Source organism: Pseudomonas sp. URMO17WK12:I12 (assembly GCF_000514395.1).
GTDB lineage: Bacteria > Pseudomonadota > Gammaproteobacteria > Pseudomonadales > Pseudomonadaceae > Aquipseudomonas > Aquipseudomonas mucoides.
On record NZ_KI911392.1, the window covers coordinates 730,652 to 743,976 of the forward strand.

The window sequence follows — 13,325 nt, forward strand, 5'->3', positions numbered from 1 at the left end:
TTACATGACGTGCTGCTGTTTTCCCATAGGCGTAGATTGGATCCACAGCTAATCTACTTCACATGGACGTCGCGCAGGAAGCGCAAAGCAACAACACGGACACGTAGGATTCTGCCAGGACGGCGGAGTGAAATGGATGTCAGGGAAACAGTCTGCAAAGCCCCGCTTCGGCGGGGTTTTCTTTTGCCCGCAGAAAAGTGTTCAGCTCAACTCGTCGAGGGTTTTCGAGCTGTTCAAGCGTTCCTCGGGCCCGTTCATCACGTCCTCCAGCAGCGTGCGTAACAAGGCCATCGAGGTCTGTTGCCGCTGTACATCCCGGCAGACCAATCCGACTTTCAGCGGCACCCGCGGCTCAGTCAGCGGTTTCCACAGCAGTTCGTTATTGCCGAGCGCCTTTTGCGAGCGCCCGGGCAGCACAGTCGCCAGCCGGGTATGTGGCAAGCTGTCGAGAATCCCCGCCATGTTGTTCAACTCAGCCTGCACCTGCGGGCGCCTGCCGAGGCTGGCCAGTTGCGTCTGCCAGATCTGTCGCACCTGGAACTCTTCTCCCAGCAACAGCATCGGTAATTCGGCGGCCTGACTCATGGAGACTTTCTTGAATTCGCGCAGCGGGTGATCGGCGGGGATGACCAGGGTCAGCTCATCTTCGTACAGCATCACGCCATGCAACCCTGGCTGACGCGGCGGCAGGTAACTGATGCCGATGTCCAGCGAACCATTAAGCAGTCGTCGCTCGATTTCCAGCCCGGTCAGTTCGTAGATCTGCACCACCAGGTGCGGTTGAGCCTTGCGCACGCGTTCGAGCATCTGCGGCACCAGGCTGGTGTGCACGGTTTGCAGTACACCGATGGCCAATGTGCGTAGCGCCTGTCCCTTGAAATTGCCCAATGCCTCGCGTGCCCGCTGCATGCCGTCGAGCAGTGGCACTGCGTGGTTATACAAGGTGTGAGCGGCCAGGGTGGGCAACAGGCGTTTGCTGCTGCGCTCAAACAGGCTCACATCGAGGTTCTGTTCCAGATGGCGAATCTGCTGGGACAACGCCGGCTGAGAGATTGAAAGCCGCTCGGCGGCCCGGCCGACGTGGCCTTCTTCGTAGACCGCGACGAAATAACGCAGTTGCTTGAAATCCATAAGGTGCGCTTATCGAAAATACTCGGAAATCGAAATGGCTCAAGGCCGTGCAAGCGCCTAGTCTAACCGCATTCACAAGGCTTACAGGGCCATAGAACGCGATGAATATCGTTTGCGCCGAAGGTGTTTGCATAGGTAAGGCAAAAAACCTCAATCGAGGTTTTTTTGGATGAATCTGTTCAATTTGCGGCGTCATCCGCCGAGTCTTGATGACCTGGCGGTGGACACTTTCCAGCCATCCCACCGCGACAATCTTTCCAGCGAGTACCTGATGCCCAGCGTCGAGCGGCCGAAACAGATTTTCGTGCGTGGTCAAGGCTCCTGGTTGTGGGACAGCGATGACCGCGCTTACCTGGATTTCACTCAAGGTGGGGGGGCCAACAGCCTGGGGCACAGTCCCTCGGCAGTGGTCCAGGCGATTTCGCAACAGGCTCAATCACTGATCAATCCCGGTTTTGCTGTGCACAATCGCGGCATGCTCAACCTTGCCGGGCGCCTCTGCAGCGCCACTGGCAGCGATCAGGCGTACCTGCTCAACAGTGGCCGCGAAGCGTGTGATGCGGCGATCAAACTGGCGTGTAAGTGGGGCCAACGCTATCGCGGTGGGGCTTCGCGCATCATCATGGTCGGCAACGGCTGCCCAGGCCGTGGTTTCGGAACGCTGGCGGATTTTCACCCCGTTCCCTTCAATGATCTGGCGGCAATGCATGCAGCGGTCGACGCCGGGACCGTAGCCATCATGCTTGAGCCGATCCAGAACGCGGCGGGAGTGATCCCGGCCACCGAGCATTACCTCAAGGGTGTGGAGCGCCTGTGTCGTGAGCTGGGGATTCTGCTGATTCTCGACGAAGTGCAAAGCGGTATCGGGCGTTGCGGCGCCTTACTCGCAGAACAGTCCTACGGCGTTCGGGCAGATATTGTCGTCCTCGGCGAAGGGCTGGGCGGTGGCGTGCCGCTCGCTGCGTTGCTGGCGCGAGGCAAGGCCTGCTGTTTCGAGATCGGCGAATTGAGCGGCACCCATCACGGCAATGCCCTGATGACAGCGGCCGGGCTGGCGGTACTCGACAGCGTGCAGGACAAGGGATTTCTTGAGCATGTCAGGGAAGCCGGGCAGCACCTGAGTGAAGGCCTCGGGCGTCTGGCTCATCGTTATGGCCACGGCGAATTGCGTGGGCAAGGGCTGCTTTGGGGGCTGACGCTGTCGGACGATTCGGCCGACGCCGTGGTCAATGCTGCGCTGTACGAAGGCCTGTTGCTCAGCGCCCCGCAACCCGACTGCCTGCGCTTCACCCCCGCACTGACGGTCAGCAACGCCAACATCGACGAAATGCTTCTGCGCCTGACTCGCGCCTTCTCCCGTGTACGCACCGCGCAATTGCAGTGCCGTAAAGGGATTGCGGTCTGATCAGAGCTGTCCCACGCACATTCCAGAACCGTCTCGCGGTAATAACGCATCGCCCCACGTTTGATTCTTTTCGCGTGGGGCGTTTTTTTGTCCGCAAAGCACGGCAAAGTTTTGGCTGAAGGGGGAAGTGACTGAACCCTGACGAACGGCACAGGTCGATTAACTGTAGGGCTCACACGAGCCACTTCCCATCAGGAGCTGCCCCATGGACTTTATTCGAATCATCATCGCCATACTATTGCCGCCATTGGGTGTGTTTCTGCAAGTCGGATTCGCCGGCGCGTTCTGGCTGAATATTCTGCTGACGTTGTGCGGTTATATCCCGGGGATCGTGCATGCGGTTTATATCATCGCCAAGCGCTGAGGTTTGCTGGGTCAGATAGGCCGCTATCGCGAGCTGGCTCACTCCAACATTGGATCTAAGGTGTACAGAAATCCCTGTGGGAGCGAGCTTGCTCGCGCTGCTAATCAGGCAGTGTCCCCAAGCTCCATCACCCGCCGATAAAACAACCACTCCTGCTCCAGCGCATGCGCCTGATTGCCCGCCTTGCGAAAGCCATGGCGTTCGTCTGCGTAGTAATGCGCTTCAACCAGAATGCCGTTGTCCCGCAGCGCAGTAACCATGTCTCGGGTCTGTTGCGGCACGACCACGGCGTCCAGTTCCCCTTGAAAGAAAATCACCGGCACGCTGATGTTGCTCGCATGCAGCAGCGGCGTGCGCGCGGCATAGCGCTCAGCATCCAGCACCGGATCGCCGATGAGCCAGTCCAGATAATCGCCTTCGAATTTGTGTGTGGCACGCCCCAATGCCACGGGATCGCTGACGCCGTACAAACTGGCGCCGGCGCGGAACACCTTCTGAAACGCCAGCGCACAAAGAGTGGTGTAGCCGCCAGCACTGCCGCCGCGAATGAACGCCTTTCCACCGTCGACCAATCCACGTTCGGCGAGATGGGCGACCACCGCACAGGCGTCTTCAACATCGACGTCGCCCCAACTCAAATGCAGTGCCTGGCGATAAGCCCGACCATAGCCGCTGCTGCCTCGGTAGTTGAGATCGGCCACGGCAAAACCGCGTTGCGCCCAGTATTGAATGCGCGGATCGAGCATCGGGTAGCACGCCGATGTTGGGCCGCCGTGAATGAACACCACCAGCGGCGGCGTTGCATCCCCGTTCATTGCTGGATAGTAGAAACCGTGGGCTTCACCTGAACCGCTCGGGTAGCACAGGGTTTGCGGGACGCTGATCAGCTCGGCGGGTAACGGGGCAATCCCGCCGGCCAGTACCTTGACCTGTCGGCTGTGGCGGTCGATGGCGATCACCGCCGATGAACTGATTGGCGATGCAGCGATGCAATAAATGAACTGCTCATCCAGTGCCAGATGGCGGAAGCGACTGTAGTCACTGGTGAACTCTTCGGTGGTTTCACCGCAAAGACCCAGGCGGCCGAAACCCTGTTCGGTCCAACTGGCCAGGTAGTTGTCTTCACCCAAAGGCAGCCAGGTGCAACCACCGAGTTGCCAGGGCGCCGGCCCATGATCCGCTGCGGCACAGGGCAATGGGCTCAAACCGTCTGCAGACTCCACCCATGGCTGCCAGAAACCGCCACGGTCCGTCAGACAAAGCAGTCGACCACTGTTATCGAATCGAGGCTGTTGCAGTGATTCCTGAACACCCTCGCCAGCCACGCAGCGTGGCGATGCAAACCCGCCATCGCTCTGACGTTCGGCAACCATCAGCCGCGTCGCGGTCCAGGGCTGATCCGGCCGGCTCCACTCGATCCACGCGAGGCGTTGCGAGTCTGGGCTCAGGGTTGGCGCTGCATAGAAGTCGGCACCTTCTGCCAACAGGTGACGCGTGCCGTCCTTCACATCAATCGCCACCAATCGATGCCGGTCGTGGTTCTCTTCAACCGCTAAAACCTGTCCGTTGGCGAATTGCAGGTCACCGAAACGGCATCCGCCTGAGGTCAGCCCTTCGGGCGTTTCACCCTTCAGCGATTGCCGATACAACTGCTGGTCCGCCTCGTTGACGAACACTATCCCGTCATCGGTCAGGCAAAACGCGCCACCGCCATATTCGTACACCCGACTGCGTACGCTGAAACCCGCGGGGGTCAGGCAATGTGCCTGGCCATCGCGCCAATGCCAGATCCGGCAGGCGGCGTCTTCAGGCCGGTATTCGTTCCAGAGCAAGCCATTGCGGCCGACCTGCAACTCGGCAAAATCGACACCGGCAGCGACAGCTTTAGCCGCGCTGAAGGGCTCAGCTTTTTGCGATGAGGCGTGAGTTTCGTTCATTGCGAAAGGCCAGTTGTTCAATGGTCTGGGTCGCGTGCTCGGCTTCTTCGCGGGCCTTGAGGATCACGCCGTGATGTTCGGATTTGCTGCACACCGGGTCGGCATTGCTCGCATCACCCGTGAGCATGAACGCCTGGCAGCGGCAGCCGCCGAAGTCCTTTTCTTTCTCGTCACAGGAACGGCAAGGTTCGGGCATCCAGTCGTAACCGCGAAAGCGATTGAAGCCAAACGAGTCGTACCAGATGTGCTGCATGCTGTGGTCGCGCACGTTGGGAAACTGCACCGGCATCTGCCGGGCACCATGGCAGGGCAGGGCGGTGCCGTCCGGCGTGACCGTCAGAAAGATGCTGCCCCAACCGTTCATGCAGGCTTTCGGCCGCTCTTCGTAATAGTCCGGCGTGACGAAAATCAACTTGCACGGATGCCCTTCGGCTTCGAGCTTGGCGCGATATTCATTGGTGATGCGTTCGGCTCGGACCAGTTGTTCCTTGGTCGGTAAAAGGCCGACCCGGTTGAGCTGCGCCCAACCGTAAAACTGGCAGGTGGCGAGCTCGACGAAGTCCGCCTCAAGGGCGATGCACAGCTCGATGATGCGGTCGATCTTGTCGATGTTGTGCCGATGGGTGACGAAATTCAGCACCATCGGATAGCCATGGGCTTTCACCGCGCGGGCCATTTCCAGCTTCTGCGCAAAGGCTTTTTTCGAGCCGGCCAGCAGGTTGTTCACCTGCTCATCGCTGGCCTGAAAGCTGATCTGGATATGGTCCAGGCCGGCCTTCTTGAAGTCGCTGATTTTCTGTTCGGTCAGGCCGATGCCAGAGGTGATCAGGTTGGTGTAGAAACCCAGCTTGCGCGCCTCGGCAATCAACTCGGCGAGGTCCTGGCGCACCAGCGGTTCACCACCGGAAAAGCCCAACTGCGCCGCGCCCATCTCCCGCGCTTCGCGGAACACCTTGATCCACTGCTCTGTGCTCAGTTCTTTGCCTTGCTCGGCGAAGTCCAGCGGATTGGAGCAGTACGGGCATTGCAGCGGGCAGCGGTAGGTCAGCTCGGCCAGCAACCACAGCGGCAGGCCGATTTCCGGTTTGGGCGGTAACGTGCCTGACGCGGAATCAGGCAAGTTCGATCCAGTGCTGAGCACGGGCGACCTCCATGAATTGCTCGATGTCTTCACCGAGCTCGGGCACGCCGGGGAACTGCTTGTCCAGTTCGGCAATGATCGCAGCGACATCGCGTTCGCCGTCGATCAAGCCGCCGATCAGCGCGGCGCTTTCATTGAGTTTGATCATGCCTTCCGGGTACAGCAGCACATGGCCTTTCTGCGCCGGTTCGTACTGGAAACGGTAGCCGGTACGCCAGGTCGGGGTCTTGCTGCGGTCGAAACTCATAAGGTGATTCCTTTGTGCCAGACCCGTTGTTCGGTCACGCTGTGATACGGCGGGCGTTTCAGTTCGTAGGCCATGCTCATGGCATCGAGCATGCTCCAAAGAATGTCCAGTTTGAACTGGAGAATTTCCAGCATGCGCTCCTGGCCTTCCCGCGTCGTGTAGTGCTGCAATGTGATCGCCAGACCGTGTTCCACATCGCGACGCGCCTGGCCCAGGCGAGTGCGGAAATACTCGTAGCCGGCCGGGTCGATCCACGGGTAATGCTGTGGCCAACTGTCCAGGCGCGATTGGTGGATCTGCGGTGCGAACAGTTCGGTCAGCGAACTGCTGGCGGCTTCCTGCCAACTGGCCCGGCGGGCGAAGTTGACGTAGGCATCCACGGCGAAACGCACGCCGGGCAGGACCAGTTCCTGGGAGCGCAACTGATCCGGGTCGAGGCCGACGGCCTGGCCCAGACGCAGCCAGGCTTCGATGCCGCCGTCTTCGCCGGGGGCGCCGTCGTGGTCGAGCAGGCGTTGAATCCACTCGCGACGGATCTCGCGGTCCGGGCAGTTGGCGAGGATCGCGGCGTCTTTCAGGGGAATGTTCACCTGATAGTAGAACCGGTTGGCGACCCAGCCCTGGATCTGCTCACGGGTCGCCCGACCGTCATACATCGCCACGTGGTAGGGGTGATGGATGTGGTAATAGGCGCCTTTGGCGCGCAGGGCGGCTTCGAATTCGGCGGGGGACATTGGGGTGTTGGTCATTGCGGTTCTCCGGGTATGACCGTAGGTGTGTAGCGCTTGTGCCGGCCTCATCGCGAGCAAGCTCGCTCCCACTGGGTTATGCGGTCACCTGTGGGAGCGAGCTTGCTCGCGATAGACCGCAAAGCGGTCTCGACTCTTAAAGCACAATACTCATGCCGTCATACGCCACTTCAACACCCCGCCGAACCAGCTCGGCACGCTCCGGCGAATCCTCATCCAGAATCGGATTGGTGTTGTTGATGTGGATAAGCACCTTGCGTTGCTTGGGCAATTGCTCCAGCACTTCCAGCATGCCGCCGGGGCCGTTCTGTGCCAGATGGCCCATTTCCCGACCGGTGCGAGTGCCGACGCCACGGCGCTGCATTTCGTCGTCGTCCCACATTGTGCCGTCCACCAGCAGGCAATCGCTGCCGGCCATGATCTCGAGCAGCGGCGCGTCGACCTTGCCCAGCCCCGGTGCGTAGAACAGCTTGCCGCCAGTGCTCAGGTCTTCAACGATCAGGCCGATGTTGTCGCCGGGGTGCGGATCGAAACGGTGTGGTGAATAGGGCGGGGCGGCGCTGCGCAGCGGCAGCGGGGTGAAACGCAGGTTCGGGCAGGCCGCAATGCTGAAACTGCGGTCAAGCTCGATCCGGTTCCAGTCCAGCCCACCGTTCCAGTGGGTCAGCATGGTGAACAGCGGAAAACCGGTGCTCAAATCTTCATGGACCATGTCGGTGCACCAGACCTGATGCGGACACCCTTCGCGCAGGCTGAGCAGGCCGGTGGTGTGGTCGATCTGGCTGTCCATCAGGATGATCGCGCTAATGCCGGTGTCGCGCAGGGCCCGGCCCGGTTGCATCGGGGCGAAACTCTGGAGTTGGGCGCGAATGTCCGGCGAAGCGTTGCACAGCACCCAGTTCACGCCATCATCGGAAATGGCGATGGACGATTGGGTCCGCGCCTTGGCGTTCAGGCTGCCATCGCGAAAACCGGCGCAGTTCACGCAGTTGCAGTTCCACTGGGGGAAACCGCCGCCGGCGGCGGAACCTAGAATCTGGACAAACATGGCCGCTCCATCATTCGAAAACTGAAAATAAAAACGCCTCGGCGAGCCGAGGCGTTGGCACTGCGATACAAAAAGATTAGCGGCTTGCGAAGTACATGGTGACTTCAAAGCCGATACGCAGGTCGGTGTAAGCGGGTTTGGACCAGGACATGGGAGCGCTCCTTCAGGTGATGGGACAGTTGAGGTCTATACATATAGTCCACCTCCAGTCGGAGATGTTCAGATAGTTAGGTTGCTATGTTACTCAAAATTACAGCGTGGTTGCCCGTGAAACTTTGAGAAAGCTAATTGCAGCGCCTGTAATGATCATTTTGTCGCTTGCCAAACCGCGCTCGGGCTTGGGCCGCTGGCCAGGCAGCGCCATCCGCCGAGCACTTGATTCAATCGCTTTGCCGCGCCCAGTAATGCGTCGCGATCGATCAGCAAAATGGTTTCAGGCAAACGCTCCAGATAATCCGACGAGTGGCCAGCCAGTTTGCCCTGCCAGAGCAGTTCTGCGGCCTGAGGGACAGGCAGAGTGTTCAGGTCTAATTGGTTTGCCAGGGATTGACGTTGGGGGGTGAACGTCGCCTCGTCCATGCCTTCGATCATGCCTGGCAAGTCGCTTAGAAAGTGTTCGATGTGTTCCAGCAACCCAGCCGGTGCAACGCTCGGTGATTGCACGCCGAACAGAAGCCCGGTCTGCCCATGGATCTGGCGCAAGGCGCTGAACACGGCATAGCCCAGTTGCAAGTCCACCCGCAGGCGCTGATAGAACGGTGTCTGGCACAGGTGCGCGAGCAGGCGCCAGGCGGCTTCGTCGGCGATGTCCTGCGTGGCGGTCGGACAGAACAGCAACAGCGCGTGTTCGCTGGAGTCAGCGTCGACAGTTGTCCACAGACGCTGCGCGTTGATCGAGGGCGGCGCCGATGGTTGATCCGCAACACCGGGCACGCGGCTCAGGGCCAAACCCATCGCCGCTTGGGTCTGTGCCGACAGGCCAACGGCCAGACCTTCCCAACGTGCGTTCGACCAAAGCTGCTGCAAATCCCCTGAGTCAGCCGCGGGTTCAAGGCAAAGACCAGGCAGCGCCTTCAGCAGTTGCTTGATCGGCATCAATGGGGTGTTTGGCGGTTCATTCTGTGAGAAATCTGCTGTTGGCGTGGTCAGCACTTTCAATGCGTGTTCGAGGACAGTTGGCATCGGTGCCTGTAGCCCGGTCATCTTCAGCAGCCATTCATTGCCTGATGCGCTGAAGGAAAAGTCGACACCGGCCTGATGCGCATCTTCGCGCAAAGGTTTCAACTGGTTCTCCAATGTCGACTGAAGACTGGCAAGAGGTGTGAAGTCGAGTCGCCAGCGCAGATAAATCGCGCCTTCATCGGTGTTATCTGGCAGCGCCGAACTGAACTGCATCGGGGAGTTTTCACGACGACTGCGTGAGCGGTCCTGGGCAAACGTGCGCAGACCACGGTGTTTGCTGGTCTGGCCGCGAATCAGCCCGGCATTGGCCGCGGGCGTTTCGCTGCGTAAAAACGGATTAGGCGTCGGCAGTTGCCATTCGCCGCTGAAGTTATCCACAGCACCGATTTTCTTCAGGACGTCTTTCAGAGCAAGAACGCCCTGCGCGGATAACCCGGTCTCCAGTTGCTCACTGTCCCGTTGGGCCAACTGCAAGGCACCGCTGACTTGCTGCTGGCGTTGCAGCATGGCCGCGTATTCTTCGCGCAAGCCGGGCCAGTCTTGATGGGAGGAAAAAAAGCCCAGCCAGTCGAGAAGTGTTTGGCGAATCACGCTTTCCGATTGAGCGTTTTTGAATTCAATGTGCAGCAAGGCTTGCCCGTCGAATTGATACAGCGGCGCAACGTTCAGGCTGTCGGCCAGACCCTGTTCTCGCAGTGTCGCCACCAGCCCACCGGGTTTCTTGGCGTTCAGCCAATGACACAGAAATGCCAGTGCCTCAGGCGATGACTCAGGTAACGCTTCGAACGCGAACAGAAGATCCAGCCGGCGCTCGCCAGCCTGGTGATAAGTTGTTTGCGAAGCGTTCATCAGCGCGTCAGGTGCTTGTTGCGGGACTCGTTGCCCGACTGGAATCCCGGTGCCGAAACGCTGAGCCATCTCACGCAGCTCATCGAGAGTCTGCGGTCCGGCCAGGCTCAGTGTCATCTGTCCGGTGAGGTAGAACCGCTGATGGAAATCCTGCAACGCTTGCTGAAACTCAGGCTGTGGCACCGGCAGGCTATCGCGGTTGCCGGCATGAAAGCCGCGCAAAGGATGCGTCGAAGAAAGCCCATCGAACAACGCCAATTGCTGTTGCGCCACCGCATCCTGCGACCAGGCGAGGAACTCGGCGTGCAGCACTTCCCGTTCCCGCAACTGATCGTCCGCATTCATACGCGGATGAGCGAGCATGTCTGACAGACGCTCCAGCCCACCGGCAAACGCCTGAGTCGGCAACTCGACAAAGAAGTCGGTTGTGCGCTCATTGGTTCGTGCGTTGACCTGACCGCCATGTCCCTGAACGTAGGCCATTAATCCCTGGCCTGCAGGAAAGCGCTCGGTGCCGAGAAACAGCAAATGCTCCAGAAAGTGCGCCAGACCGGGCCACGCCAGTGGCACATCGTGACTGCCCGCCGCGACGCGCAGCACCGCCGCACAGCGCTTCAAATTCGGGGCATGACGCAGCGTCACCCGCAAGCCGTTAGCCAGGGTTTCAGTGTGGGGGCGAGGGTGATTCAGCGCAGGCATGAGCACTTCCAGTACAGAGAAGCGCTAATGCTAGCGGATTACAGGGGATCAGCGCTTGTTAAGGTCGCCATAAAGCTCGGGACGACGATCAATCAAGTAGCGATTGGCCGCGCGTGAATCGGCCATCAATTGACGATCCAGTTCGCCGACAATCAGCGCTTCATCCAGGCCGGCCTGAGCGATGCGACTGCCATCCGGTGCGGCGATGCTGCTCTGGCCGCAGTAGTGGATCTCGCCTTCATGGCCGCAGTAGTTGGCGTAGGCCACGTAGCACTGATTCTCGAAAGCGCGGGCGCGGACGGTGACGTCGGCGACGAAGTCGAAGGGAATCATGTTCGCCGTCGGCACCACGATCAGCTCGGCACCGGCCAGGGCCAGGCGCCGGGCGTTTTCCGGGAACTCCATGTCGTAGCAAATCAGGAAGCCAAGCTTCCAGCCGTTGAGCTCCACCAGCGGAAAATCATCCTGCCCGGCGCTGAACATCGAGTGGTCGAGGTCGCCGAACAAGTGCGTCTTGCGGTAGTTGCACAACCGCTCACCGTGGGCGTCGATCAACTGCACGGCGTTGTAGATCTGCCCGTCCTCGGTGCGCTCCGGGTAGCCATACAAGATGGCAATCCCGGCGGTCTTGGCAATGCGCGCAATTTGCTGCGCCGACTCACCGTTGTGCACCTCGGCGAGGATGCTGACCGCATCGACGCCGATGTTGTAGCCGGTCAGGAACATCTCCGGCACCACCAACAGGTCGGCACCTTTGGCCTCCAGCGCCAGTTGATGCAGGCGTTGCAGATTGCCGGCGACGTCCAGAGGCAGCGGTGGACATTGGTAAAGGGCTACGCGCATTTCGGATTCCTCTTACTCGGGCAGGGCGATCGGACCGATCTCGTTGAACACATCTCCTGGACCCGGGTTCTCGGCGTGAGTTTCACCGCCGAAGTGTTTCATGATGCCCCACACCGCGTTGAGCGAGGTCTGCACCGCGCCTTCAACCCAGGCCGGCGTCCATGAAACGTCGTCGCCGGCGATGAAAATCCCGCGTTGCTCGGCCGGCATGTCGTCCTGCATGAAGTGTGCGTACATCCGTTGGTTGTAGCGGTAGTGGCCGGGCAGGGCGCCTTTGAAGGCCCCAAGGAAATGCGGGTCGGCTTCCCACGACACGGTGATCGGATCGCCGATGATACGCGCGGCGATGTCGACTTTCGGGTAGATCTTCTTCAACGCGTCCAACGCCAGTTTCACGCGTTTTTCCACCGGATGCGGGAGCATCTTCAGCGCGTCGCTCATCCACGAGTACGACAGGCAAATCACGCCGGGCTTGTCGTCACCGTTGTCGAACAGGTAGGTGCCACGGGTCAGGCGGTCGGTGAGGGTCATACTCATCAGGTCGCGTCCGGTTTCCGGATCCTTGTCCTTCCAGAACGGGCGGTCGACCATCACGAAAGTCTTCGACGACTGCATGTAGCGGGTGCGGTCGAGGGCCATCCACATCTTTTGCGAGAACAGGGTTTCGTCGCATTCGATCTGAGTGGTCAGCAGCCAGCTCTGGCACGTGGTCAGTACAGCGGCGTATTCGCGGGTGTCGCCGTTGTTGTCGGTGACCGCGAAACGACCGTCAGCGGCGTGGGCGATTTTTTTAACCCCGGAGCGCGGCGCGCCTCGGTGCAAAGACTTGAGACTGGTGCCTTCTGGCCAGTGCACGCAGCGTTCTGGCACATGGCGCCAGATGCCTTGCGGGACTTGTTCGACGCCGCCGACGACCAGGTGCTGGTGATCATCGCAGTTGGTCATCACCACCCGGAAAATTTCCAGCATCGAGTTCGGGAAGTCAGAGTCCCAGCCGCCGGTGCCGAAGCCGACCTGACCGAACACTTCGCGGTGATGGAACGAGAGTTTGGCGAAGGCTTTTGAGGTCGCGACGAAGTCGTAGAAGGTGCGGTCGTCCCACAGCGGAACCAGGGTGTTCCACAATTCTTTGAGGCGCGGCACGTCACGGTCACGGATCGCTTGCTGGATATCGGCGAACTGTGAACCGGCTTCCAGTGCATCCGCCCACGCGTCAGCCACTTCCTGGAACAGTGCAGGAAGATCCGCCAGTTTCTGTGCGTAATGGGTTTTGCCTTCGATGTCGATCACCGTGCTGCCCGACGCGGGCGTCAGCGGGTTCGGAAAAGGCTTGGTCTGCAGGCCGAGTTTGTCGACGTAGTGATAGAACGCGGTAGACGATACCGGGAAGCGCATCCCGCCCAATTCGGCGATGATTCCATCGGTCCCGTTGAACGCCTGGGAGCGCAGACGACCGCCCATCTTCGAGGCTTCGTAGACGACGGGTTTCAAGCCCAGCTTCATCAACTCGTAGGCCGCCACCAAACCGGCGATGCCCGCGCCGACAATCGCTACTTCGGCACCGTGGTTGTGCGCAGGAATGCTGCCCAGGCCAGCCGGGTGTTCGATCCAGTCGTCGAAGGCGAAAGGAAAATCCGGACCGAAAATGGTGACTGGTTTCTTACCGTCTGCAGGATGGCGATTGTTCTTGTTCATGGCTGACCTTGCTGGCGACCCGACGCGGGATGCGC

General features: G+C 60.1%; 12 protein-coding genes. 2 read left to right on the forward strand and 10 right to left on the reverse strand.

The features are described 5' to 3' along the window. Positions 1–201: 201 nt before the first annotated feature. On the reverse strand, positions 202–1,131 hold the full coding sequence (locus tag D882_RS0130310) for a LysR family transcriptional regulator (protein WP_027926704.1): 930 nt from the start codon (positions 1,129–1,131) through the stop codon (positions 202–204). Positions 1,132–1,300: 169 nt separating this feature from the next. Between D882_RS0130310 and D882_RS0130315 the strand changes: the two genes are divergently transcribed. Both D882_RS0130315 and D882_RS1000000132515 read left to right on the forward strand, forming a co-directional pair. Continuing rightward, positions 1,301–2,536 carry an aspartate aminotransferase family protein gene (locus D882_RS0130315; RefSeq protein WP_027926705.1) on the forward strand — a complete coding sequence of 412 codons (1,236 nt, stop codon included), beginning with the start codon at positions 1,301–1,303 and terminating at the stop codon, positions 2,534–2,536. 205 nt (positions 2,537–2,741) lie between these two features. Continuing rightward, positions 2,742–2,900 carry a YqaE/Pmp3 family membrane protein gene (locus tag D882_RS1000000132515; protein ID WP_007904205.1) on the forward strand — a complete coding sequence of 53 codons (159 nt, stop codon included), beginning with the start codon at positions 2,742–2,744 and terminating at the stop codon, positions 2,898–2,900. Between the two features lie 104 nt (positions 2,901–3,004). Here D882_RS1000000132515 and D882_RS0130325 read toward each other — a convergent pair whose 3' ends face one another. The 9 genes from D882_RS0130325 to D882_RS0130360 all read right to left on the reverse strand — a co-directional run bounded on the left by D882_RS0130325 (position 3,005) and on the right by D882_RS0130360 (position 13,290). Continuing rightward, on the reverse strand, positions 3,005–4,837 hold the full coding sequence (locus D882_RS0130325) for a S9 family peptidase (RefSeq protein ID WP_027926706.1): 1,833 nt from the start codon (positions 4,835–4,837) through the stop codon (positions 3,005–3,007). After that, on the reverse strand, positions 4,803–5,957 hold the full coding sequence (gene pqqE, locus D882_RS0130330; RefSeq protein WP_177327636.1) for a pyrroloquinoline quinone biosynthesis protein PqqE: 1,155 nt from the start codon (positions 5,955–5,957) through the stop codon (positions 4,803–4,805). The genes D882_RS0130325 and pqqE overlap by 35 nt, the downstream gene beginning before the upstream one ends. Further along, a complete protein-coding gene (gene pqqD / locus D882_RS0130335) occupies positions 5,950–6,225 on the reverse strand; it encodes a pyrroloquinoline quinone biosynthesis peptide chaperone PqqD (protein ID WP_027926708.1) in 276 nt (91 codons plus the stop codon). The genes pqqE and pqqD overlap by 8 nt, the downstream gene beginning before the upstream one ends. Then, positions 6,222–6,974 (reverse strand): pyrroloquinoline-quinone synthase PqqC, encoded by a 753-nt coding sequence (gene pqqC / locus D882_RS0130340; protein ID WP_027926709.1) that lies wholly within the window; start codon positions 6,972–6,974, stop codon positions 6,222–6,224. The genes pqqD and pqqC overlap by 4 nt, the downstream gene beginning before the upstream one ends. A 136-nt stretch (positions 6,975–7,110) precedes the next feature. Beyond that, complete coding sequence (gene pqqB / locus D882_RS0130345; protein ID WP_027926710.1) at positions 7,111–8,022, reverse strand: pyrroloquinoline quinone biosynthesis protein PqqB; 912 nt, start codon at positions 8,020–8,022, stop codon at positions 7,111–7,113. Between the two features lie 76 nt (positions 8,023–8,098). Then, positions 8,099–8,173, reverse strand: coding sequence for a pyrroloquinoline quinone precursor peptide PqqA (gene pqqA / locus D882_RS1000000132520; protein ID WP_009045898.1), 75 nt, complete (start codon positions 8,171–8,173; stop codon positions 8,099–8,101). Between the two features lie 155 nt (positions 8,174–8,328). Then, positions 8,329–10,752 (reverse strand): pyrroloquinoline quinone biosynthesis protein PqqF, encoded by a 2,424-nt coding sequence (pqqF, locus tag D882_RS0130350; RefSeq protein WP_027926711.1) that lies wholly within the window; start codon positions 10,750–10,752, stop codon positions 8,329–8,331. 48 nt (positions 10,753–10,800) lie between these two features. After that, positions 10,801–11,595, reverse strand: a complete 795-nt coding sequence (locus D882_RS0130355) for a carbon-nitrogen hydrolase family protein (RefSeq protein WP_027926712.1) — start codon at positions 11,593–11,595, stop codon at positions 10,801–10,803. 12 nt (positions 11,596–11,607) lie between these two features. Next, the gene (locus D882_RS0130360) at positions 11,608–13,290 is read right to left on the reverse strand and encodes an NAD(P)/FAD-dependent oxidoreductase (protein ID WP_027926713.1); all 1,683 of its coding nucleotides are present in this window, start codon (positions 13,288–13,290) and stop codon (positions 11,608–11,610) included. Between the last annotated feature and the right edge of the window lie 35 nt (positions 13,291–13,325).